This window comes from Streptomyces sp. NRRL F-2664 (assembly GCF_000719345.1).
GTDB lineage: Bacteria > Actinomycetota > Actinomycetes > Streptomycetales > Streptomycetaceae > Streptomyces.
This window is the reverse complement of record NZ_JOFX01000005.1, coordinates 260,429-282,316: the sequence shown is the minus strand read 5'-3', so window position 1 is coordinate 282,316 and position 21,888 is coordinate 260,429. Positions and strand designations below refer to the sequence as shown.

The window sequence follows — 21,888 nt, the reverse complement described above, 5'->3', positions numbered from 1 at the left end:
CGAGCCCGCAGCACCCGCGCCGCCGGCCGTGTTCAGCCGACATCGAAGACGTTGCGCAGGCCGAGCCGGTGGCGCCACAGGTCGTGCCGCTTGGCCGACTCCAGCTCCGGCGCCCGGTACAGCGTCCGCACGGTGCAGCGGGGGGCGGCCGAACCGTCGCGGTCCAAGAGGCTGTTGACCGCCGCGCGGGCGGAGGCGTTGGCCCCCTCCATCGTCGCGAGGTCGATGTCGACGGCGACGTAGTCCCCGCTGAGGAAGAAGTTCGGGATGCGCGTGTCGGCGCTCGGCCGGTTGGCGAGGGTGCCCACCGGATGGATCAGCAGTTCGTCCTGGTTGGTGGGGTTCGGAGTGCCGAGCCCGTCCACGCCCGGATCGAGGAACCAGGAGTGCAGCTTGGCGTCCGACAGCAGGGTCCGCCCGGTGTCGTTGAGGGAGGCCTTCAGCTGGGCCCACACTTCGCGCGCCACCTCGTCGCGGGTGCACTGCTTGGCCGTTTTCCCGTACAGGACCCCCGGCCTGTCCCACTCGGAGATGTCCACCGAGAGGCAGTCGACGGCCGTCCCGTCGCCGTAGTCGGCGGGGAAGTCCCGCGCCGGCCAGTGCTCCGCCTGCTGGATCGCGGTCAGCGACCACGGCGAGTCGACGCAGTTGAGGTGGCCGTGGACCAGCGGGGCCCGCTCGGTCAGATAGAACTGGATTCCGGTCATCCAGTCGGTCCGGAGCCGGTCGCAGCGTCCGAGCATCGGGTCGGCCGCCCGCAGTGGGGCGCTCCAGGTGCGGCGGGCGTGCTCGACGGGCAGGGCGCTGACGTAGTGGTCGGCGGTCACGGTCTGCCGCACACCGCCGGGGTCCTCCACTGCGACGCCGCTGACCCTGCCGCCGCCGTACCGCACCTCCCGCACCGTCCAGCCGATCCTGAACTCCACGCCCAGGGAGCGCAGGTGGGCCTCCCAGGGGTCGATCCACGCCTCGTTGGTCGGCAGGTCGAGGATCCGGTCCGGCGGTCCGTCCGCCCCGCGGCCGAGCAGGTTGAAGACGAAGGCCTCGCCGAGGGTGCCGACGGTGCGGGTGGAGGCTTCCTCCGCCTTGGTCGCCACGATGTTGCGGGTCACGCCGACCGCCAGGATGCGCTGGTACTCGTACGACATCCGCGCGGCCCGGGTGAACTCCCACCAGGGCGTGTGCTCCCACACCTCGGTCCGCCGCTCGTCGCAGCTGGTGAGGAAGACCAGCACGCGGTTCACGAAGTACGCCGTCTCGTGCGGGGGCAGGCGCAGGAGGGTCTGGAGGAAACCCGAGAGGGCCCGCCGCACCTCGTCGGGCGTCAGATCGGCGGAGGAGTGGCCGGGCCAGGGGATGGGGCCGCGCAGGTCCTCGCGCCCCCCGGCGCGGGCGAACATCATCTCGGGCGGCGCCACCAGGTTGTCCCACACGCCGTTCGCGTTCCCGGCGAAGGGGATGCGCCGCATGGTGTCGGGCAGGTTGTGGTAGATGCCGGGGATGAAGCGGAAGCCGTGTTCCGCCGGCAGCGGCCTGCGGCCGCCGCGGGCGCTGCCGGGCACGTCCATACTGCGGGCCTTGCCGCCGAGGGCCCGCCGCTCGTACACGGTGACGGCGTAGCCCCGCTCGGCGAGTTCGTGCGCGGCGGTCAGACCCGCCACCCCGCCGCCGAGGACGGCGACGCGCCGGCCGTTCGGCGCGGCCGGCGCGGCGGCGGGCGCAGCGGCCGCCGGCTGCGCGGTGAGGCCCGTCAGCGCCTGGGCCGACAGGGCCGCGGCGCCCGTGCCCGCGATGAACGTACGCCTGGAACTCCCGGTGCCGGCCATGCCGCATGCCCCCTCGTTACCGCTGGTAACAGTCCGTCCGGCGCAGGAGCCTAGGGGGCGGCCGCCGGGGGCGGAAGGTGCAGGAGTACCCGAGCGCACTATGGCGCGAAAGGTTCGCTCCGGCGCGCACTGTGGGAACCTTGACCACACGTCACGGGGAAAAGGAGCCGGTGCATGCCGAGTGAACCGCTGTCGCAGAAGGAGATCGAGGACCGGTTGCGGGAACTCCCCGGCTGGGCCTTCGAGAACGACCGGATCGTCCGTACCTACCGCCTGGGCACACATGTCGCGGCGAGTGCCCTGGTCGCCCACATCGCCTCCGTGCAGGAGGAGTTGAACCACCACTCGGACCTGACGCTCGGTTACAACACCGTGCGGCTCGCCGTGCACAGCCACGACGCCGGAGGCGTGGTGACGGAGACCGACTTCGCCCTCGCCGAGCGCGTGGAGTCCCTCGCCCCCGCGCACGGCGCGAGCTGATGGCCCTGCCCCTGCCGACGACCGCGAAACCCGTTCTCGACTACGACGCCGAGGCCGAGGTCTACGACGCCTCCCGCGGCGGCGCCCCGCGCGCCGAGGCCGCCGCGGCGGCCGTCCTCCGCCTGGTGCCGGCCGACGCGGGCACCCTTCTCGATCTCGGCTGCGGCACCGGCATCGTCACCGCCCGGCTGGAGCGCCCCGGACTGCGCGTCCTGGGCGCCGACGCCTCCCACGGCATGGCCGCCGCGGCACTGCGCCGCGGCGTTCCCGTGGCCCTCGCCGACGCCGCCCGGCTGCCCGTGCGCCCGGGCTCGCTGGACGCCGTGAGCGCGGTGTGGCTCCTGCACCTGCTGCGGGAGCCCGGTCTGGTGCCCGCGGTGATCACCGAGGTGGCCAGGGTGCTGAGGCCCGGCGGGGTCTTCGTCACCACCGTGGACAAGGACTCCTCGCACGACGTCGGCAGTGACATCGACGCCGTGTTCGCCGCGCACCTCACCCCGACCCCCTCGGACGCCTCCGGGGAGGTCGAGGCCCACGCGTCACGGGCGGGCCTGCGGCCCGGCGGGGAGGCCCGCTTCACCGGCCACGGCCAGGGCCGCACCCCCCGGTGCTCCGCCGAGGCGCTGCTCGCGGGGCGGTACGCCTCCCGCATCGTCCCGCGCGGCATCACCCTGCGCGAACTGGCGGACCGGCTGGAGCTGCTGCCCGACCAGGACACCCCGCGCGCGGAGCCGACGTACCGCCTGCGCAGCTTCGTACGGATGTGACGGCCCCGGGGTCAGCCGGCCGTGCCGCCGGCCCCCGAACCCCCGGGCCGCCTCCTATGCCGGTTCCAGCCGCCACCACTGCGACGGGGAGTCGGTGTCCTCACCCTGCCGGACCCGGCCCTCCGCGTCGGCCTCCAGCGGCAGGCCGCTGATGCAGGCGATCAGGGACACCACCCCGGGGGCGTCGAGGTGCTCCTCGACGATCCACTCCTGTGCGCCGAAGGCGTTGGCCCGCCACACCTGCACCCGGGCGCCGCTGTCCGTCGATGCGTTCGCCACGTCCAGACGCCGCTCGTTGTCCTCGCTCACCACGTGGTAGACCCCGCCGCCGCTGTGGACGGGCGCGATCAGCCACCGGCGGGCGGCCACCGGTGCGGGCGGCCCGTCCGGACCGACCCGCACCCGGGAGGCGCCTTCCAGCTGGAGCACCAGGCCGCTGTCCACGTTGCGGATCCGGTAACGCCCTTCGGCATGCTTCACCCGCTCGCCCTCAGACGTCGAACTCGGCCGGGTCCGGGCCGATCCGGCGGCCCGCTCCGTTCGCGCCGAGGGCGTCCAGCGCGGCCATCTCGGCGGCGTCCAGCTCGAAACCGAAGACGTCCAGGTTCTCCCGGATGCGGGCGGGCGTCACGGACTTCGGGATGACGACGTTGCCGTGCTGGAGGTGCCAGCGCAGCACCACCTGCGCGGCGCTGCGGCCGTGCGCGGCGGCGACCGCGGTGACGGCCGGCAGCGTGAGCAGCTCCTTGCCCTGGCCCAGCGGCGACCACGCCTCGGTCACGATCCCGCGCGCGGCGTGCTCTGCGCGCAGTTCGGGCTGGGGGTGCAGCGGGTGCAGCTCGACCTGGTTGACGGCCGGCACCAGGCTGCTCCCGGCGGCGATCCGGTCCAGGTCCGCGGGGCGGAAGTTCGACACGCCGACCGCCTTGGCGCGGCCGCTCGCGGCGATCTCCTCGAAGGTCTTCCAGATGGCCACGAAGTCGTCGCGCATCGGGCGCGGCCAGTGGATCAGGTAGAGATCGACGTGGTCGAGACCCAGCTTGGCGAGGGAGTCGTCGAAGGCGCGCAGCACCGCGTCGCGGTGCCACGCCTGCTTCGGGCCGTTCCACAGCTTGGTGGTGACGAACAGTTCCTCGCGCGGCAGCCCCGAGGCGGCGACGGCCTTGCCCGTGCCCCGCTCGTTGCCGTAGATCGCGGCCGTGTCGATGCTGCGGTAGCCCGCCTCCAGGGCGGTCCCCACCGCGCGCTCCGCCTCCGCGTCCGGCACCTGCCAGACACCGAATCCGAGCTGGGGCATGAGCGTGCCGTTGTTGAGCTTGATGGCCGGGACCTGGTTCACGTCGGGTCGTTCCCTCACGTCGGCGCGTTGCTGCGCGGTGGACAGCGTCGTACGAGGGGCCACAACCGGCCCCTCCCGCGACGTATTCCCGCCACCGCGGGTCCGTCACGCGCTGCCCAGGTACGCCTCCCGTACCAGCGGGTCCGCGCGCACCCCGGCCGGGTCCCCCTCCGCCAGCACGCTCCCGAGGTCCAGGACGACGACGCGCGTGCACAGGTCCATCACGAAGGCCACGTCGTGCTCGACCAGCAGCACCGCACAGCCGTCCTGTGCCGCCAGCCGCCGCACCACCGCCGCGAGCTGCTCGCGCTCCGGTGCCGACATCCCGGACGCCGGCTCGTCCAGCAGCAGCACCCGCGGCGGATCGGCCACCGCGCGCGCCACCTCGACCATCCGGGCCTGCCCGACCGGCAGCCCGCCCGCGTACGAGGTCCCCAGCGCGGCGATCCCGCAGTCGGCCAGGACCTGTTCTGTGCGCACCCGGCGGGCCCGCTCCCGGGCGCGCCGGGCCGGGAGGGCCAGCAGGTCGGCCGCAGGTCCGCCCCCGCCGCCCCGCCACTCCTGCGCCACCAGCACGTTGTCGGCCACGCTGAGCCGGCCGAACAGCTGCTGCCGCTGGAAGGTCCGGCGCACCCCGTGCCGGGCCCGCCAGACGGGGGAGCGGCGGGTGATGTCCGCCCCGTCCAGCAGGATCCGGCCCCGGTCGGGCCGGCGGATCCCCGACAGGACGTCGAACAGCGTGGTCTTGCCGGCTCCGTTGGGGCCGATCAGCCCGCACACCTCGCCCGCCCGAACCCCGAGGTCCACGCCCGTGAGCGCCCGGACACCGCCGAAGCGGACGCCGACACCGACCGCGTGGAGTACGTAACCGCTCACGTCCCCCTCCTCCCCGTCCCCAGATAGGCCTCGGTGAGCCGGTCGGCCTCCACCGCGTCCCGGGGGCCGCACCAGGAGACCCGGCCCTGCGAGAGGTAGGCCACGGTGTCGGCGACGCCCAGGATCCCGACGGCCTTCTCCTCCACCAGCAGCAGCGCGCTGCCCGCGTCGCGGAGCTCCGTGAGCAGTGCGTACACCTCCTGCGCCACCCTCGGGGCCAGCCCGAGCGAGGGCTCGTCGGCGATCAGCACCGCAGGCGGCCGCTGCAGCAGCGGGGCCAGTGCCAGCATCTGCTGCTCCCCGCCGGAAAGGGATCCGGCGCTCACCGCGCGGCGCTCGGCGAGCCGGGGGAAGCGGTCGTAGACGGCGGCGCGGGCATCGGGTTCGTCGAGGTACAGGGCCAGGTTCTCCTCGATGCTCAGCGACGGGAAGATGCCCCGTCCTTCCGGGGCGAGCAGCACCCCGGCCCGCGCACGGCGCACGGCTCCCTCGCGCGTGACGTCCCGGCCGGCCACGTACACCGCGCCGGCGCAGGCCGGCAGCAGCCCTGCCGCCACCCGGCACGCGGTGCTCTTCCCGGCCCCGTTGGGCCCGAGCACGGCGAGGATCTCCCCGCGCCGCACGACGAGGTCGACCCCGTGCAGGACCAGCCCCCCGTCGTATCCGGCCGTCACGCCCCGCAGTTCGAGCGCGGGCCCCCGCGTCCCGGGGGCGTCCGAGGAGCCGGGTACGGGGCGCGGCACCGGTTCGGCACGGGGCGGGGCGGGGGGAGGCCCGGCAGGCACCCGGGCGGCGGCGCGCCGCCGGGCCCGCCGGACCGGGACGGCCGCGCAGTAGCCGTCGGGGTCGTTGGCGAGGGCCAGCCCGGCCAGGCCGAACAGGATCACCGGCAGGTGCGCGGACTCCGTCACGCAGTCCGACAGCAGCCGGGGGGCCACCGCGTACACCAGGCCCGCGACCACGGCGTACTGCGGCCGCCGCACGCCCGCCGCCACCACGACCGCCAGCCACACGAGCCCCGTCATCGCCGTGAAGTCCGTCGCCGTGATCCGGGTGTTGTACGAGGCGTACAGCACGCCCCCGAAGCCGGCGAGTCCGGCCGACAACGTGAACAGCAGCAGCTTCGTGCCGAGGACGGACACCCCCGAGGCGGCGGCCGCCGCCGGGGCCGACCGGACCGCGAGCATCGCCCGGCCCGAAGGGGAGTCGCGCAGCGCCGTGAGCGCGGCGGCGACCAGAGCGACCAGCACCACCAGGGCCACCCCGAGGGCCCGGTCGTCGGAGAGGTCCAGCGGCCCGACCACCGGCCGCGGAACGGACCAGCCCGTGTCGCCGTTGCGCAGCCACCGGAGCTGGAACAGCACCTGGTCGGCGAGGAACGCCAGGGCCAGTGTGGCCAGCGCCAGCGACCTGCCCCCGAGCCGGAGCGCCGGCAGCGCCACGACCGCCCCCAGCAGCGCCGCCGCGCACGTGCCCACCGCCAGCGCCGCCGCGAACGGCCAGCCCCGGCTCATCAGCAGCCCGGCCACGAGGGCGGCCCCCGTCACGAAGGTGCCCTGGGCCAGGGACACCATGGCCCCGAGTCCGGTCACCACGGTGAAGGACATGAACACCAGGGACACGGCCAGCCCTTGTGCCAGCAGCCCGCTCCAGAAGGGGGTCGTGACGGTGTAGAACGCAGCGCACAGCAGCGCGCCGCCCACCGCCCACACCCCCCACCGCCTCCCCCAGGAGGCCCCGGCCAGGTGGTCCGGCGGCGGGGCGTCCACGGCCGCGACCCCCGCGGCCCGTGCCCGCCGGGTCAGGACGAGCAGGCCGCCGAACAGGATCAGGAAGGGTACCGCCGTCCGGAAGCCGGTGACGGACTCGGCGAAGGACGCGTACCCCGCCACCAGGTTCTGCAGGACCCCCAGCCCCAGCCCGCCCGCGAAGGCGAGCGGCACGGACGCGAAGCGTCCGATGACCGCAGCCGTGGCCGACACGAACAGGAACAGCGTGAAGTCGTGGGCGGACAGCCCCAGCAGCGGCGTCGCCAGCACACCGGCCAGCCCGGCCAGCCCCGAAGCGATCATCCAGGCCACCGACGACAGCCGGTCGGCGCTGATCCCGCGCAGCTCGGTCAGCGACCGGTTGTCGACGGCCGCCCGCAGGTGCAGCCCGATCCGGGTGTGCCGCAGCAGCCCCCACAGGGCCCCCGCCACGAGTGCGGTCACCACCCAGGTGATCAGCTGGTCGGAGTCGATGCCGACGCGGTCGGTCAGCTGCCAGGACTTTGCCGGGCTCGGCCCCACGCCGGGCAGTCCGAACCGGTTCTCCGCCGGCTTCACGGGCGCACCGGCGTCCGCCAGCAGTTCGACGGCCCACAGGCCGGCGGCGGGCAGCGCCACCAGCAGGCCGATGGTCGCCACGACCTGCGCCGTCTCGCCGACCTGCGCGAGCCGCCGGAACATCAGCCGGTCCAGCCCCCAGCCCAGACCGGGGGCGAGGACGCACACCACCAGGAGCGCGGCCGGGACCGCCGGCCAGCCCAGCCCGGAGTGCAGTTCGTAGAAGGTGAGCGCGCACAGGTAGGCGGTGGCGCCGTGCGCGAAGTTGAACAGCCCGGACGCCGAGTACGAGAGCACCAGCCCGGTGGCGAGCAGCGCGTACAGGGCGCCGGAGACCAGACCGCTCAGGACGAGGACGAGCAGATCCCCCATGCCGCGGCCCTACGTGAAGGGGATGGGCTCGTGGCACTTGAACGGGACGGAGACCTCGTACGCGCCGTTCTTCAGCTGTACGAGGGCTCCGCAGCCGAAGCTGTCCTTCTGCCCCTTGGGCAGCGCACGGTCGCCGACCAGCGTGCCGGTGTCGGAGAAGCCCTGCGCGGCCGCCTGGAACGACTCGACGGTCAGGTCCCTGCCCGCCTTCTGCGCGATGGAGACGAACAGGTCGGCCGACATGTACCCGGTCAGCATGTGCATGTTGAGCGGTACGTCCCTGCCGCCGGCGGCCGCCTTGATGTCGGCCTTGAACTGCGTCATCTTCGGATCGTCCGACTCGAACGGCTGGAACTGCAGGAGCACGTGGACCCCGTCGAGGGCCTGCCGCGTGGCGTCCTGGGCGAGCAGGGCGGGGTCGTAGTCGGTGGGGTCGGTCAGCAGCCCCTGGTACCCGCCCCGCTTGAGTGCGGTGAAGAGCCCGATGTTGTGGGGGGTCTGCATCACGGAGACCACGGCGTCGGGGGCCTTGCCGCCGTTGCTGGAGAGGATCTCCTTCACGTACGCGGACCAGTCGCTGGGGACGGCCGTGCCGGGTACGGAGGCCTTGGCGTAGGACACCTCGAAGCCGGCGCCGGCGAAACCCTGCTGGAAGGTCCGGATGCCGAACTTCCCGGCGTCGCTGTCGTTGGCGATGATCGCGACCGACCTGCCCCGGGCGCCGCCGAGGATCCGGCAGATGCCCTCGGGCCAGGTCTGGTTCAGGGTGCCGCCGGGGGCGGGCACCAGGCAGCCGTTGAAGCCGTAGATGTAGGCCGGTCCGCAGAAGGAGGGCAGGGTGCCCCAGCCGAAGGTGGGCACCTTCTCCTGCACGAGGAAGTCGGCGCCGGAGAACGTCACGGAGCTCATGGGGGCCACCGCGAAGACCTTGTCCTGCTGGACGAGCTTGCGGGCCGCCGCCATGTTCTTCGCGGGGTCCTGGCCGTCGTCCTGCGCACCCAGGTACTCGATCGTGCGGCCGTGGACTCCGCCTTCGGCGTTGGCCCTGAGATAGCGGGCCCTGGCGCCGAGGTCGGTGTCCTTCTTGCTGTAGCCGCTGGAGGTGGTCATCGACACGATGCCGCCGACCCTGATCGCATCACCGGTGACACCGCGCGTGGTCCCGCGCGCGTCGCCGGGCCCGCCCGGCGGGGTACCGCCGGTGGAGGCGGAGTTGCAGGCGGAGACGAGCGCCACGGCCGCTGCTGCGGCGGCCAGGGCGCGGATCGGTCGCACCATGTCGGGGATCCCCTCCGGTCGGAATCTCCGCATTGTGTGGGCGACCTGACGGATCGTCAATATCGGCGACCGGTTGAAGTGACGAACCGTCAGGTGTAGTGGTCGCCGCTTCCGGACACGCCCCTCACGTCCGGTAGAGCGCAGCGACCTCCTTCGCGTACACCTTCTCGATCACCCGGCGCTTCAGCTTCAGCGAGGGGGTCAGCAGCCCCCGCTCCTCCGTGAACTGCTCGGCCAGCACCCGGAACGTGCGGATCGCCTCCGCCTGGGACACCAGGGTGTTCGCCGCCACCACCGCCCGGCGCACCTCCGCCGTCAGCTCCGGGTCGCTCACCAGGTCCGCGGCCGGCATCTGGGGCCTGCCGCGCATCGACAGCCAGTGCGCCATCCCCTCCATGTCCAGGGTGAGCAGCGCCGCGATGTACGGCCGGTCGTTGCCCACCAGCACGCACTGCGCCACCAGCGGATGCGAACGGACCCGCTCCTCCAGCGCCGCCGGGGCGACGCTCTTGCCGTTGGACGTCACCAGGATGTCCTTCTTGCGCCCGGTGATGACCAGGTACCCGTCCTCGTCCAGCCGCCCGAGGTCCCCGGTCGCCAGCCAGCCGCCCCGCAGCACCGCGTCGGTGGACCGCGGATCGCCCAGGTAACCGGAGAAGATGTGGCCGCCGTGCAGCCAGACCTCCCCGTCGTCGGCGATGTGCACCGTGCTGCCCGGGATCGGCCGGCCCACCGTGCCGTACTTCGTGGCCTCCGGGGGGTTCGCCGTGGCCGCCGCGCAGGACTCCGTCAGCCCGTACCCCTCGAACACCGTGACCCCGGCGCCGTCGAAGAACAGCCCGAGGCGGCGCGACAGCGCCGACCCGCCCGACATGGCGTACCGGACCCGGCCGCCCATCGCCTCGCGGACCTTCCCGTAGACCAGCTTCTCGAAGAGCTGGTGCTCCATCCGCAGCGCCGCCGAAGGGCCCGGCCCGGTGCCGAAGGCCTTCCGTTCGCGTGCCTCCGCATACCGCACGGCCGTCTCCACGGCCCGGTCGAAGGCGGCGGTGCGCCCCTCGGACTCGGCCTTGCGGCGGGCGGCGGCGAAGACCTTCTCGAAGACGTACGGGACGCCCAGCACGAAGGTCGGCCGGAACGCCGCGAGGTCCGGCATCAACTCGGCCGCAGCCAGGGCCGGCTGGTGCCCCAGCTTGACCCGCGCCCGCACGGCCGCCACCTCCACCATCCGCCCGAACACATGGGCCAGCGGCAGGAACAGCAGGGTCGACGGCCGGTCGCCCTGCCTGCCCTGGAACACCGACTCCCAGCGGGCCACCAGGGTGTCGGCCTCGTACATGAAGTTGGCGTGCGTCAGCACGCACCCCTTGGGGCGGCCGGTGGTCCCCGACGTGTAGATCACCGTGGCCGTCGCGTCGGGCGTCACGGCGCCGCGGTGGCGGTGCACGACGTCCTCGGCGACCGAGCGCCCGTCCTCGACCAGCCCCTCCACGGCCCCCGCGTCCAGCTGCCACAGCCGTCGCAGGTGGGGGAGCCGGTCGATGACCGAGCCCACCGTCATGGCCTGGTCCTCGTTCTCCACGACGCAGGCCGTGCACTCCGTGTCGTGGAGGATCCAGTGCACCTGCTCGGTGGAGGACGTCGGGTAGACGGGGACGGGCTGGGCGCCGATGGCCCACAGCGCGAAGTCGAAGAGCGTGAACTCGTACCGGGTGCGCGACATGACGGCCACCCGGTCCCCGAAGCCCACCCCCTGGGCGAGCAGCCCCTTGGCGAGCGCCAGCACCTCCGCCGCCAGCTCGCCCGACGTCACGTCCCGCCACACGCCGTCGGCCTTCCGGCCCAGGACCACGCGCTCCGGGTCCTCCCGGGCGTGCTGGAAGACGATGTCCGCCAGTCCGCCGACGGGCGGCCCCGTGACGATCGGTGGGACGGTGATCTCGCGCAAGGCCCCGCTCCTCTCCGCGCGCCGCGGTGAACGTACCTCAGCGTCAAGGGGTGTTGATCGGCGTTCGGACACCTCCACAAGACCTCCCCAGTGATCACGCCGTTCACGCCGCTGACGTGCGGGTCGGACGGCGCGGACCGCCCGTCGTGCGCCCCGGTGCCACCTCCGTGCGCCGGTGGTACGCCCATCCGCGGGCCCCGCCCCCCTCGCACCGGTGCCGGCGGCGTCCCCGCGTACCGGTACGTGCCGGTCAGCCGGTACGGGTGAGCCGGTCCGCGCCCGAGAGGACCGCCGCCGCGAGGGCCTCCGCCGCCGGCGACGCGCGCGGCCCGCGCACCAGGGCGAACTCCACCGGCCCCAGGTCGGGCAGCCCGCCGACCCGCACCAGCCCCGGCGGGACCAGTCCCCGGGTGTGCGCCATCACGCCCAGCCCGGCCCGGGCCGCCGCGACCAGACCGCTCAGGCTGCCGCTCGTGCACACGATCCGCCACGCCCGGCCGTCCCGTTCGAGCACCTCCAGGGCCCGGGCCCGGGTGATGCCCGGCGGCGGGAAGACGATCAGCGGAACCGGCCGCTCGGGATCCACCCGCAGCCCCTCGGCTCCGATCCACACCATCCGGTCCCGCCACACCAGGCGGCCCCGCTCGTCCCCGGGGCCGCGCCGCTTCGCCAGCACCAGGTCCAGCCGCCCCGCGTCCAGCCGCTCGTGCAGCGTGCCGGACAGTTCCACCGACAGCTCCAGGTCCACCTCCGGGTGCTCGTGCCGGAAGCCCTCCAGGATCTCCGGGAGCCGCGACAGCACGAAGTCCTCCGAGGCCCCGAACCGCAGCCGCCCCCGCAGCCGCGTCCCCGTGAAGAAGGCAGCCGCCCGCTCGTGCGCCTCCAGGATCGTCCGCGCGAAGCCGAGCATGGCCTCGCCGTCCTCCGTCAGCTCCACGCTGTGGGTGTCCCGCAGGAACAGCGGCCGCCCCGTCGCCTCCTCCAGCCGCCGCACGTGCTGGCTGACCGTGGACTGCCGTACGCCGAGACGCCCCGCGGCCTGCGTGAAGCTCAGCGTCTGGGCCACGGTGAGGAACGTCCGCAACTGAACCGGGTCGTACATCCCCCCACCCTACGCGCGGCCATCACGATGCGTGATGACAGTGAGTTTCGTGTACGGCTTTCCCGATCACCGGCGGCCACCGACCATGAAGGGACGAAGAGCCTCCGGCCCGCTCGGGCCCCGGGCCCGCCCGTACCGACAGCAAGTGAGCACCCTGGACATGCGCCGCCCGCACCTCCCCGCCCGGCTCCCCCTGGACCCGTACGTCCTCGCCCTGCTCGCCACGGTGGGCCTCGCCGCCCTCGTCCCCGCCCGCGGCGCCGCCGCCACGGCCGCCGGCGCCGCCTCCACCGCGGCCGTCGCCCTGCTCTTCTTCCTCTACGGTGCCCGGCTCTCCACCCGCGAGGCCCTCGACGGCCTGCGCCACTGGCGGCTCCACCTCACCGTGCTCACCTGCACCTTCGTGCTCTTCCCGAGCCTCGGGCTGACCCTGCGCGCCCTCGCCCCCGGGCTCCTGCCGCCCGCGCTCCACAGCGGCCTGGTCTTCCTCTGCCTGGTCCCCTCCACCGTCCAGTCCTCCATCGCCTTCACCTCGATCGCCCGCGGCAACGTCCCCGCCGCGATCTGTGCCGGCTCCTTCTCCAGCCTGGCCGGCATCGTCCTCACCCCCCTGCTCGCGGCCGTCCTGCTCGGCGGCCGCACCGGCGGCCTCTCCGCCGACTCCCTCCTGCGGATCGCCCTCCAGCTCCTGCTGCCCTTCCTCCTGGGCCAGGCGCTGCGCCGCTGGGTCGGCGGGTTCCTCACCCGACACAAGAGGGTCCAGGGACGCGTCGACCGCGGGTCGATCCTGCTCGTCGTCTACACCGCCTTCAGCGCCGGCATGGTCGCCGGCATCTGGCGGCAGGTCAGCCCCCTGCGCCTGGGCGCGCTACTGCTCATGGAGGCTGTCCTCCTCGCGGCCATGCTGCTCCTCACCTGGTACGGCGCGGCACGCCTCGGCTTCGGCCGCGAGGACCGCATCGCCGTCCAGTTCGCCGGCTCGAAGAAGAGCCTGGCCGCCGGGCTGCCCATGGCCAGCGTCCTGTTCGGGGCCCAGGCCGGCCTCGCGGTGCTCCCGCTGATGCTCTTCCACCAGATGCAGCTGATGGTCTGCGCGGTCATCGCCCGGCGCCGCGCCGCCGACCCGCTGCCCCCACTCCCCGCCGACCGTGTGGCGGAGGTCTCCCGCACGGCCTGACCGACAAGATCCCCCCGCCCGGTAACGTGCGGTGGTGACCTGGATACGCCCGCTCGGCGCCCGCGCCGAACGCCCCTGCACCCTGGTGGTCTGCCGCGGCTGCTGCTGCGGAGACCCGCGCAAGAACCCCGGCACCGACCACGCCGGCCAGCTCGCCCGGCTGCGCGAGGCCGCGGCCGCGTCCGGGGGCCGCCTGGCCGTCCGTACGAGCGACTGCCTCGGCCCGTGCGCCCAGGCCAACGTCATCGTGGTCCAACCCACCACCGAGGCCCGCCGCCGGGGCGCCCGCGCGGTGTGGTTCGGCTGGGCCCTCGACGACACCGCCACCGACGAGATCATCGCGTGGGCCGAATCCGGCGGCCCCGGCGCGACCCCCCTCCCGGCCACCCTGGACCTCCACCGCATCGACCCGCCGGCCCCCGAACCGCCCGCCGACCCCCGCCGCCGCGGCCGCCGGGCCCGCTGACGTGTACAACCTCGCCCGCACGGTGACCATCACCCTCAGCGTCCTCTTCGGTGTGCTCCTGCTCGCCGCCCTGGCCCTACACCGGTTGGGCGGCGCGTCCTCCCCTCTGCTGACGGAGGAGGACGTCATCGGTACCTGGCACGGCGACCGCGGAGCCCGGCTGGAGGTCATGGCCGACGGCCGGGTGCACCTCTCGGGGGCCAGGGACTGGGTGTGCGTCCGGGGCGGGGAGCTCGGCGCTTTCACCGGCGACGGCGGCTGGACCCTTGGCGGGCTTCCCGACGAGGACCCGGGGATCCGGGTCTCATTCAGCCCGGCCGGGACGCCCGAGACGTGCACCGACTGGTTCTCGCTCCACGGCACCGGCGGGGACAGTGCAGAGGACGGCAGCGACGTGTGGGCCACGTTCCTCAGCCGCACGGCCGGCGCGGAGCGCTTCCGGCGCGCCCCTACAGGGTGATCCGCTCCTCGCCCGCGTAGATGTTCATGTCGGGGCCCCGCAGGAAACCGATCAGGGTCATGCCCGACTCCACCGCCAGGTCCACCGCCAGGGAGGACGGTGCGGAGACCGCCGCCAGCACCGGTATGCCCGCCATCACCGCCTTCTGGGCGAGTTCGAAGGACGCCCGGCCCGACACCAGCAGCACCGCGCCCCTGAGCGGGAGCCGTCCCGCCTGCAGCGCCCGGCCGACGATCTTGTCCACCGCGTTGTGCCGGCCCACGTCCTCCCGCAGGTCCAGCAGTTCGCCGTCGGCCGTGAACAGCCCCGCCGCGTGCAGGCCGCCCGTACGGTCGAAGACCTTCTGGGCCGCCCGCAACCGGTCCGGCAGACCGGTCAGGACCTCCGCGGGCACCCGTACCGGGTCGGCGGAGACCCCGGGGAAGCGGGACGCCGTACGGACCGCGTCCAGGCTGGCCTTCCCGCACAGGCCGCAGGACGAGGTGGTGTAGACGTTCCGCTCCAGCGTGATGTCCGGCACGGGCACCCCGGCCGCCAGCTGCACGTTGACGACGTTGTAGGTGTTCGTGCCGTCCTCCGTCGCCCCCTCGCAGTAGGTGACGGCCCGGACCTCCGACGCCGAGCCGAGTACCCCCTCGCTCACCAGGAAGCCCACCGCCAGGGCGAAGTCGTCACCCGGCGTACGCATGGTGATGGCCAGCGGCCGGCCGTTCAGCCGGATCTCCAGCGGCTCCTCGGCCACCAGGGTGTCCGGGCGGACCGCCGCCCCGCCGTTCCGGATCCGGACGACGCGACGGCGCTCGGTGACCCGTCCCATGGTGATCAGCCCACCCCTTCTGTTTCTCGCCCACGTCCGACGTACTCATTCTCGCGGTTCCGCATCCGACCAGGTCCCCGGCAGGGAGCTCCTCGGGAAGCTCCAAAATCAGGGCCCTCAATCCTGTCGGGTCACACGCACACGTACCCACCAGTAGCAGGCAAAGCTGGGTGATCCTGACTTGCCTACGAGGGGGGACCCCGCCCATGACCGGTTCACGCGTGGTGGCGCTAGGGCACTACCAGCCCGCGAAAGTGCTCACCAACGAGGACCTCGCGGCCATGGTCGACACCACCGACGAGTGGATCCGCTCCCGCGTCGGCATCCGCACCCGCCACGTCGCCGGCCCGGACGAGCCCGTGGACGAGCTGGCCTTCCACGCGGCCGGAAAGGCGCTGGCCGGAGCCGGCCTGACCCCGCACGACATCGACCTCGTCCTGGTGGCCACCTCCACGGCGATCGACCGTTCGCCCAACATGGCCGCGCGCGTCGCCGCCAAGCTGGGCATGGGCGGCAGCCCCGCCGTCATGGACATCAACGTCGTCTGTTCGGGCTTCACCCACGCCCTGGCCACGGCCGACCACGCCATCCGCGCCGGCTCCGCCACCCGCGCACTGGTCATCGGGGCCGACAAGATGACCGAGATCACCGACTGGGCCGACCGCACCACCTGCGTGCTCACCGGCGACGGCGCGGGCGCGGCCGTCGTCGAGGCCTGCGAGGAGCCCGGCATCGGCCCCGTGCTGTGGGGCTCCGTCCCGGAGATGGGCAACGCGGTCCGCATCGAGGGCTCGCCGCCCGTCTTCGCCCAGGAGGGCCAGTCCGTCTACCGCTGGACGACCAGCCGGCTGCCGCCGCTCGCCCGCAAGGTGTGCGAGAAGGCCGGCGTCGCCCCGGAGGAGCTGGCCGCGGTCGTCCTGCACCAGGCGAACCTGCGCATCATCGAGCCGCTCGCCGCCAGGATCGGCGCGGTCAACGCCGTCGTCGCCCGTGACGTCGTCGACTCCGGCAACACCTCCGCGGCGAGCATCCCCATGGCCCTGTCGAAGCTGGTCGAGCGGGGCGAGGTCCCCTCCGGCGCCCCGGTCCTCCTCTTCGGCTTCGGCGGGAACCTCTCCTACGCCGGCCAGGTCATCAGCTGCCCGTGACGCCCTCCGCGGCCGTCACCCGCGCCGCGGCGGGAGAGCGGCCGCCCTCGGCCGCCACCGCACCGACCAGGACGACGGCCAGGGCCACCAACTGTCCGGCCCCCGTCCAGCCGGTCCCCACGGGCACGGTGGCGAGCGCCAGCACCAGGGCCGCCGCGCGGTAGGGGGCCGCCCCGAGGCCCAGGACCGCGCGGAAGACCAGGTTCCCGGCGAGGTAGAGGGCGACGCCGCCGGCCAGCGCGACCGCCGGGCCGGTGTGCAGGTGCTCCCCGAGATGCCCGATGGTCTTCTTCACGCCGGCCGCGAAGACGGCGATGCCCAGCAGCACGGGCAGGAACGCGTAGTAGTACGCCGCCATCGCCAGCTTGAAACGCCGGTCCGGCGGCGTCCGCGCGAAGACCTCCTCGGCCCGGCCCTCGTCGCGCACGAAGTACATCCACCACATCGCGGACGCGATCGCGAGCGCCAGGAAGGCACCGCCCGCGATACCGGCGGACAGCGGCAGCGAACCGACCCCGATGCCGATCGCGATCACGGACTCGCCGAAGACGATGATCAGCAGCAGGCCGTGCCGTTCGACCAGGTGGGCCGCGTTCATCCCGCCGAGCTGGTCGCCGACGGTCTGCTCCGCACGCTCCGGCTCCGCCGGCGCCCCGCTCGCCGCGACCCGCTGCACGACCACCGGCGTCACGAACTGCAGCAGCAGCGCCAGCAGCCACAGACCCCAGGCGGGCAGCCCGTCGAAGAAACCGGCGGCCGTCACCGCCAGTGCGCACAGCACGTTGGGCAGTGCGAACCACAGCACCCCGCGGCCGTGCGCCTGCGTGAACAGCGTGCCGTGCACCAGGACGACCAGCAGGTACCCCAGGCCGAAGGCGACCCCGCCCGCCCCGAACGCGGTGGGCACGGCCAGGGCGCACACCATGAACGCGCCCATGGCCAGCATGAGCAGCACGCGCCGGACGGGCCGGTCCGGCGGCACCTGGTTCGTCAGGTGCGCATAGCCCCCGTACATCCAGAACAGCACGGTGAAGATGAGCACGACCTGCCCCGCGCCCCGCAGGGTCAGGTCGTCCGCCAGCAGCACCGTCAACTGCGTGATGGTGAAGACGAAGACGAGGTCGAAGAACAGCTCCAGCGTGCTGACGCGGTGCTCGGTTTCCATGCGCGGCTCCCCCCGGACGTGTGCGCAGCCATCCGACCGCTCCGGGCACCCCGCTGTCCACCCGGATCCCGACATCCGTGGGACCGAAAGCGCCCGGCCCTCGACGAGACGCACCGTCCCGTCGACCTCGTTCGGGTATGCCCGCAGGTCAGCACGGCGTGGCGGACTGCCGTCGCCCGTTCAATTGGTCGGAGCCCCGCCGATCCTTTGCTATGGTTGTCCATGTCGCCGCGGGAAACCGGGGCCGACCACCGGTCCGGGTGGCGGAATGGCAGACGCGCTAGCTTGAGGTGCTAGTGCCCTTTATCGGGCGTGGGGGTTCAAGTCCCCCCTCGGACACCAGGGTCAACCGACCAAATGGAGCCGGTCAAAGCGACACGATGTCGCTTTGACCGGCTCTGTTGTTTATGGCGAACGTAATCCGGCCCCCCGCCGTTGGCGGGGGGCCGGATTCGTTTGCGCTGCTCAGGCGAGGTGCAGAGGTGGGAGGGGCCAAGTGCCGGGTGTGGGGTCGGGGAGGTACCCCCCGGGGGGGGCCAGCCCCTTTCGCCCTCCGGCACAGGATGGAAGAGGTTCGGTCACCAGAACCGGAACCGCGGAGGCGGGGCAGGCCAGCCCGTCACCCGAACCCGCACAGACCCGCTCTGCGGGGACGTGCGATGAGCGACAGGGCGGGGCCCTCGGTCATCGGACCGTGCGGGCCGCCTGCTCGACGATGCGGGTGACGGCCTCGGGGCGGGATACGGATACCGCGTGTGACGCGTCGATGGTCGTCGTGCGGGCATGGGCGCGGGCCGACATGAAGCGCTGGGCAGCCACTGGGATGTTGCGGTCCTCCGTGGTCACCAGTGACCAGGAGGGGATCGTCTTCCAGGCGGCCTGGGTGGACTTCTCCTCCAGAGCGGCGGCAGCGATCGGACGTTGCCCCGCAGCCATGAGCCCGGCCTTGTCCTTCGGCACGTCTGCGGCGAACTGGCTGCGGAACTTCTCCGGCTTGATGAACACGTCCGCGCCCTGATCACCGCCAGGCAGGACGTAGGGGACGGACTCGACGGCTTGGCCGAGGGTGCTGCCGGGGAACTTGTCCGTCAGTCCGATCGAGCTCTCGCCCTCGTCCGGCAGGAACGCCGCGATGTAGACCAGTGCCTTCACCTTGCCTTCGAGGCCCGCAGCGGCCTGGCTGATGACGGTGCCGCCGTAGGAGTGGCCGACCAGGACCACGGGCCCGTCGATGTGGTCGAGGACGCTGCGCAGGTAAGCGGCATCGCTCGCCGGACCACGCAGCGGGTTGGCGGCGGACACCACCGGGTAGCCCGCGCGCTGCAGCCGGGCGACGACACCGTCCCAGCTCGCGGCATCGGCGAACGCTCCGTGTTCCAGCACGATCGTCGGACGTTCGGGGCGGTGGGGCGTGGCGTCTGCCGCAGCGGGCAGGGTGACGGCGGCGACGGACAGTCCGACGGCCGCGGTGACACCGAGCAGTACGGATCTGCTGCCCGGACGAACGAGGTGGGTCTTGCGCATGGGTGAAATCCCTCTTGTTCGATGAATGGTGCTCGACGGCCCGAAAGGCGAGGCAGCTGGGTGCGTCGGGGAACGGGGCCCGGGTCGTTTCGCCGGTACGTGATTGACGGGCGTCCGACTACGCCGCGTGAGCCGGATGAGGGAGCGAGCTCCCCTCCAGGCGGATGACGGCCGCACACGCGCGTTCCTGCCTTGAGGCGGTTGCCGGCGCGTTCGGCGGTGTGGCGGAGGCTCCCCCGCGGGGAGCCTACGGCCACACCTCAGCCGGTACCCTCCAGGACTTCGTAGACATGCCTGAGGTAGTTGTGCGTGCGCTCCGAACCGAGGAGCCCGTCGCCCACCCGGTTCATCGTGTACGAGAACGTGACGCGCCGGTCGAGGTCCATCATGACGATCGACCCGCCCCTGCCGACCCAGAAGCAGATTCTCCCGGTGGGCATGTGCGGCATCGTCCTCGGATCGGCGAGCGCGTAGCCGATGCCCCAGCGGACGGGGACGCCCAGGAACAGGTCGACTCCGTCGGCTTGGACGTCGAACACCTTGTCCACCGTCTTCTCGGAGAGAAGCCGGTGGCCGTTGACCTGGCCGCGCCGCGAGACGACGGAGAGCGCTCGGGCCAGGCCACGTGCGTTGCCGTGTCCGTTGACGGCTCCGAGTTCGGCGGAGCGCCACTGCGGGGTGTCGACGTGCTCGTCGCGCGCGGGGCTTCCGAGCAGCGTCCTGGTGAAGATCCCCTCGGGATCAAGACCCGTGGGTATACCGCCTGGCTGCGAGGGGGCCACCAGATCGGCGATACGCGGCCAGTCGGCCCGTCGCGCGCCGATCTGGACATCAGCCTGCGCCGGCTCGGCGATCTCGGTGGCGACGAACTCTGTCAGGCTGCGGCCGCTGACCCGCCGGACGAGCTCTCCCACCAACTGCCCCTGGGTCTGGACGTGGTAGCCGGATGCGGAGCCCGGCTCCCACCAGGGTGCCTGCGCGGCCAGCCGGGCACTCGCAGTGGGCCGGTCATAGAGATCCTCCATGGAGAAGGGCTGCTCCCAGCCGGAGAGTCCCGAGGTGTGGGCCAGAACGTGCCGCACCTCGATGTGCTCCTTTCCCTGGGCGGCGAACTCGGGCCAGTAGTGCGCGACCGGGCGGTGCAGATCCAGCGCGCCCCGGTCGACGAGGACGAGAGCCGCGAGATTGGTGAGGGTCTTCGTGGTCGACCACATGCTCACCAACGTGTCCCGGTGCCACGGAACGGTCCGCGCCGCGTCCGCGTGGCCACCCCAGAGATCGACTTCCATGACCCCGTCCACATCGACGGCGATCGACGCCCCCAACTCCTCGCCGGCTTCGAGGTGTGCCACCAGCGCCGCCCGTACCGGCTCGAACCGGTCGGTGCTCGTGCCCTCGACACCCATGCTCTTCTCCCCCATCAGACCCGGTTCTCCGCCTGGAACATCCAGCTCTGCTTCTCGAGATCAGCCGTCAGCCCAACGAGGAGGTCCTCGGTGACGACATCCACCGGGCCCATCACGACGATGCGCTCACGCAGCCTTTCGGTCACGGCGGAGAGCGCGTGCACCAAGGCATCGACGGCGTCGCCGTCCTTGGTCCAGCCCGGCGGAAAGGCGGGCACGCCACTGGCCTTCGCGATGGTCCCGGCCCGTCCGTCCGGGCTGACGCCCAGGGCGGCCGCGCGCTCGGCCACCGTGTCGGCGTGGTTCCGGGCGACGGTGGCGGCCTCGTCGAGCTGGAGGTGGACCGAGCGGAAGCGCGGGCCGTACACATTCCAGTGGGCCTGCTTGGCCACCAGGGACAGGCCGAGCAGGTCGGCCAGGGTCGCCTGCAGCACCGCTCCCGCGGTCTCGCGGTCGCGCTGCGACAGAGGGTTGTTCACAACCGGCACAGGAGTGCGGTCCTTTCGTGACAGGCGCCGGCTCTCAGGCGGCGAGGAAGTCGAGCAGGGCGGCGTTGACCTCGGCCGCGTGGGTGAGCAGCAGCCCGTGCGGAGCGCCGTCGATCTCGACGTACCGCGCTTCGGGCAGGCGGCGGCGGAACTCACGGGCCGTGGCGTCGATCGGCAGGATGCGGTCGGCGGTCCCGTGCAGGATCAGCGACGGCACGTCGATGCGCTCCACGTCGGCCCGGAAGTCCGTCAGCCACGCCGGGACGCATGCGTAGGCCGCCATGGGCGCCGAATCGATGGCGGTGGCCCAGTTCGCCCGCAGCGCGGCCTCGCTGAGCCGCGACCCGAGCGTCTCGTCGGTGTTGAAGAAGTCGACGAAGAAGCTCTCGTACCAGGCGTAGCGGTCGGCCTCCGCCTGCTCCGCGATGCCGTCGAAGACGCTCTGCGGCACACCGGTGGGGTTGTCCGGCGTCTGCAACAGGAACGGCTGGAGCGAACCGAGGAACGCCGCCTTCGCTACTCGCTCCGAGCCGTGGACGCCGAGGTAGCGGGCGACCTCGCCCGAGCCCATCGAGAATCCGACGAGAACCACGTCATGCAGGTCCAGCTGCGTCAGTACGGTGTCCAGGTCGGCGGCGAAGGTGTCGTAGTCGTAGCCCGTCATGGTCTTGCTCGACCGGCCGAAGCCGCGGCGGTCGTAGGTGATGACGCGGTAGCCGGCCTTGACCAGCGCATCGGTCTGCTTCTCCCACGACTGCCCGTCCAGCGGGTAACCGTGGATCAGGACGACCGGCTGCCCCGACCCGTGGTCCTCGTAGTAGAGGTCGATGCCGGTCGAGCCCTCGGTGCCGACGGTGATGGTTCCCATGGTGTGCCTTCCCGCCCGTCCGCCGTGTGCGTATCGGGCATGGCACCAACCTAG

General features: G+C 72.9%; 20 protein-coding genes and 1 tRNA gene. 7 read left to right on the top strand and 14 right to left on the bottom strand.

Annotation, left to right across the window (positions count from 1 at the left end):
• Positions 1-32: 32 nt before the first annotated feature.
• Positions 33-1,826 carry a hydroxysqualene dehydroxylase gene (locus IF89_RS0108580; RefSeq protein WP_030763587.1) on the bottom strand — a complete coding sequence of 598 codons (1,794 nt, stop codon included), beginning with the start codon at positions 1,824-1,826 and terminating at the stop codon, positions 33-35.
• 174 nt (positions 1,827-2,000) lie between these two features.
• On the opposite strand from IF89_RS0108580, the gene IF89_RS0108575 reads away from it, so the two are divergent.
• Positions 2,001-2,306: a 4a-hydroxytetrahydrobiopterin dehydratase gene (locus IF89_RS0108575; protein ID WP_030763585.1), complete on the top strand. Its 306-nt coding sequence runs from the start codon at positions 2,001-2,003 to the stop codon at positions 2,304-2,306.
• On the top strand, positions 2,306-3,073 hold the full coding sequence (locus IF89_RS0108570) for a class I SAM-dependent methyltransferase (RefSeq protein WP_030763583.1): 768 nt from the start codon (positions 2,306-2,308) through the stop codon (positions 3,071-3,073). The genes IF89_RS0108575 and IF89_RS0108570 overlap by 1 nt, the downstream gene beginning before the upstream one ends.
• A 54-nt stretch (positions 3,074-3,127) precedes the next feature.
• Here IF89_RS0108570 and IF89_RS0108565 read toward each other — a convergent pair whose 3' ends face one another.
• The 7 genes from IF89_RS0108565 to IF89_RS0108535 form a co-directional block, all read right to left on the bottom strand.
• Entirely contained in the window at positions 3,128-3,553 is a 426-nt protein-coding gene (locus tag IF89_RS0108565) for an RICIN domain-containing protein (protein ID WP_030763580.1), read from the bottom strand.
• 10 nt (positions 3,554-3,563) lie between these two features.
• Entirely contained in the window at positions 3,564-4,412 is an 849-nt protein-coding gene (locus IF89_RS0108560) for an aldo/keto reductase (protein ID WP_030763577.1), read from the bottom strand.
• 105 nt (positions 4,413-4,517) lie between these two features.
• On the bottom strand, positions 4,518-5,288 hold the full coding sequence (locus tag IF89_RS0108555) for an ABC transporter ATP-binding protein (RefSeq protein WP_030763573.1): 771 nt from the start codon (positions 5,286-5,288) through the stop codon (positions 4,518-4,520).
• Positions 5,285-7,987 (bottom strand): ABC transporter permease subunit, encoded by a 2,703-nt coding sequence (locus IF89_RS0108550; RefSeq protein WP_030763570.1) that lies wholly within the window; start codon positions 7,985-7,987, stop codon positions 5,285-5,287. The genes IF89_RS0108555 and IF89_RS0108550 overlap by 4 nt, the downstream gene beginning before the upstream one ends.
• A 9-nt stretch (positions 7,988-7,996) precedes the next feature.
• On the bottom strand, positions 7,997-9,265 hold the full coding sequence (locus IF89_RS0108545; protein ID WP_030763567.1) for an ABC transporter substrate-binding protein: 1,269 nt from the start codon (positions 9,263-9,265) through the stop codon (positions 7,997-7,999).
• Positions 9,266-9,389: 124 nt separating this feature from the next.
• A complete protein-coding gene (locus tag IF89_RS0108540) occupies positions 9,390-11,213 on the bottom strand; it encodes an AMP-dependent synthetase/ligase (protein ID WP_030763565.1) in 1,824 nt (607 codons plus the stop codon).
• A 250-nt stretch (positions 11,214-11,463) separates the two neighbouring features.
• A complete protein-coding gene (locus tag IF89_RS0108535; protein WP_030763563.1) occupies positions 11,464-12,315 on the bottom strand; it encodes a LysR family transcriptional regulator in 852 nt (283 codons plus the stop codon).
• A gap of 160 nt (positions 12,316-12,475) precedes the next feature.
• Here IF89_RS0108535 and IF89_RS0108530 point away from each other — a divergent pair, with 160 nt between their 5' ends.
• Genes IF89_RS0108530 through IF89_RS0108520 form a run of 3 tightly spaced genes read left to right on the top strand, consistent with a single transcriptional unit; the run spans position 12,476 to position 14,418 of the window.
• Positions 12,476-13,492: a bile acid:sodium symporter family protein gene (locus IF89_RS0108530; RefSeq protein ID WP_030763560.1), complete on the top strand. Its 1,017-nt coding sequence runs from the start codon at positions 12,476-12,478 to the stop codon at positions 13,490-13,492.
• A gap of 34 nt (positions 13,493-13,526) precedes the next feature.
• A complete protein-coding gene (locus tag IF89_RS0108525; protein WP_030763557.1) occupies positions 13,527-13,958 on the top strand; it encodes a hypothetical protein in 432 nt (143 codons plus the stop codon).
• A 22-nt stretch (positions 13,959-13,980) separates the two neighbouring features.
• The gene (locus tag IF89_RS0108520; RefSeq protein WP_158717828.1) at positions 13,981-14,418 is read left to right on the top strand and encodes a hypothetical protein; all 438 of its coding nucleotides are present in this window, start codon (positions 13,981-13,983) and stop codon (positions 14,416-14,418) included.
• On the opposite strand, the gene fdhD is transcribed toward IF89_RS0108520, so the two are convergent.
• On the bottom strand, positions 14,408-15,235 hold the full coding sequence (gene fdhD, locus IF89_RS0108515; protein ID WP_030763551.1) for a formate dehydrogenase accessory sulfurtransferase FdhD: 828 nt from the start codon (positions 15,233-15,235) through the stop codon (positions 14,408-14,410). The genes IF89_RS0108520 and fdhD overlap by 11 nt on opposite strands.
• Before the next feature lie 206 nt (positions 15,236-15,441).
• Between fdhD and IF89_RS0108510 the strand changes: the two genes are divergently transcribed.
• The gene (locus tag IF89_RS0108510) at positions 15,442-16,383 is read left to right on the top strand and encodes a beta-ketoacyl-ACP synthase III (protein WP_030763549.1); all 942 of its coding nucleotides are present in this window, start codon (positions 15,442-15,444) and stop codon (positions 16,381-16,383) included.
• Here IF89_RS0108510 and IF89_RS0108505 read toward each other — a convergent pair.
• Complete coding sequence (locus tag IF89_RS0108505; protein WP_051806890.1) at positions 16,370-17,548, bottom strand: low temperature requirement protein A; 1,179 nt, start codon at positions 17,546-17,548, stop codon at positions 16,370-16,372. The genes IF89_RS0108510 and IF89_RS0108505 overlap by 14 nt on opposite strands.
• Positions 17,549-17,802: 254 nt before the next feature.
• Between IF89_RS0108505 and IF89_RS0108500 the strand changes: the two genes are divergently transcribed.
• A tRNA-Leu gene (locus IF89_RS0108500) sits at positions 17,803-17,890 on the top strand.
• Positions 17,891-18,232: 342 nt separating this feature from the next.
• Here IF89_RS0108500 and IF89_RS0108495 read toward each other — a convergent pair.
• The 4 genes from IF89_RS0108495 to IF89_RS0108480 form a co-directional block, all read right to left on the bottom strand.
• Positions 18,233-19,072, bottom strand: a complete 840-nt coding sequence (locus IF89_RS0108495) for an alpha/beta fold hydrolase (RefSeq protein ID WP_030763544.1) — start codon at positions 19,070-19,072, stop codon at positions 18,233-18,235.
• Between the two features lie 260 nt (positions 19,073-19,332).
• Positions 19,333-20,493 carry a serine hydrolase domain-containing protein gene (locus tag IF89_RS0108490; RefSeq protein WP_234327700.1) on the bottom strand — a complete coding sequence of 387 codons (1,161 nt, stop codon included), beginning with the start codon at positions 20,491-20,493 and terminating at the stop codon, positions 19,333-19,335.
• Entirely contained in the window at positions 20,493-20,966 is a 474-nt protein-coding gene (locus IF89_RS0108485; protein ID WP_030763539.1) for a Dps family protein, read from the bottom strand. The genes IF89_RS0108490 and IF89_RS0108485 overlap by 1 nt, the downstream gene beginning before the upstream one ends.
• 34 nt (positions 20,967-21,000) lie before the next feature.
• Complete coding sequence (locus tag IF89_RS0108480) at positions 21,001-21,834, bottom strand: alpha/beta fold hydrolase (RefSeq protein ID WP_030763536.1); 834 nt, start codon at positions 21,832-21,834, stop codon at positions 21,001-21,003.
• Between the last annotated feature and the right edge of the window lie 54 nt (positions 21,835-21,888).

Excerpts from the sequence above, each read along its gene's own strand:
- IF89_RS0108580 (WP_030763587.1), bottom strand. The coding sequence starts at position 1,826 with ATGGCCGGCACCGGGAGTTCCAGGCGTACGTTCATCGCGGGCACGGGC.
- IF89_RS0108575 (WP_030763585.1), top strand. The coding sequence starts at position 2,001 with ATGCCGAGTGAACCGCTGTCGCAGAAGGAGATCGAGGACCGGTTGCGG.
- IF89_RS0108570 (WP_030763583.1), top strand. The coding sequence starts at position 2,306 with ATGGCCCTGCCCCTGCCGACGACCGCGAAACCCGTTCTCGACTACGAC.
- IF89_RS0108550 (WP_030763570.1), bottom strand. The coding sequence starts at position 7,987 with ATGGGGGATCTGCTCGTCCTCGTCCTGAGCGGTCTGGTCTCCGGCGCC.
- IF89_RS0108545 (WP_030763567.1), bottom strand. The coding sequence starts at position 9,265 with ATGGTGCGACCGATCCGCGCCCTGGCCGCCGCAGCAGCGGCCGTGGCG.
- IF89_RS0108535 (WP_030763563.1), bottom strand. The coding sequence starts at position 12,315 with ATGTACGACCCGGTTCAGTTGCGGACGTTCCTCACCGTGGCCCAGACG.
- IF89_RS0108530 (WP_030763560.1), top strand. The coding sequence starts at position 12,476 with ATGCGCCGCCCGCACCTCCCCGCCCGGCTCCCCCTGGACCCGTACGTC.
- fdhD (WP_030763551.1), bottom strand. The coding sequence starts at position 15,235 with ATGGGACGGGTCACCGAGCGCCGTCGCGTCGTCCGGATCCGGAACGGC.
- IF89_RS0108510 (WP_030763549.1), top strand. The coding sequence starts at position 15,442 with ATGACCGGTTCACGCGTGGTGGCGCTAGGGCACTACCAGCCCGCGAAA.
- IF89_RS0108505 (WP_051806890.1), bottom strand. The coding sequence starts at position 17,548 with ATGGAAACCGAGCACCGCGTCAGCACGCTGGAGCTGTTCTTCGACCTC.
- IF89_RS0108495 (WP_030763544.1), bottom strand. The coding sequence starts at position 19,072 with ATGCGCAAGACCCACCTCGTTCGTCCGGGCAGCAGATCCGTACTGCTC.
- IF89_RS0108490 (WP_234327700.1), bottom strand. The coding sequence starts at position 20,493 with ATGGGGGAGAAGAGCATGGGTGTCGAGGGCACGAGCACCGACCGGTTC.
- IF89_RS0108480 (WP_030763536.1), bottom strand. The coding sequence starts at position 21,834 with ATGGGAACCATCACCGTCGGCACCGAGGGCTCGACCGGCATCGACCTC.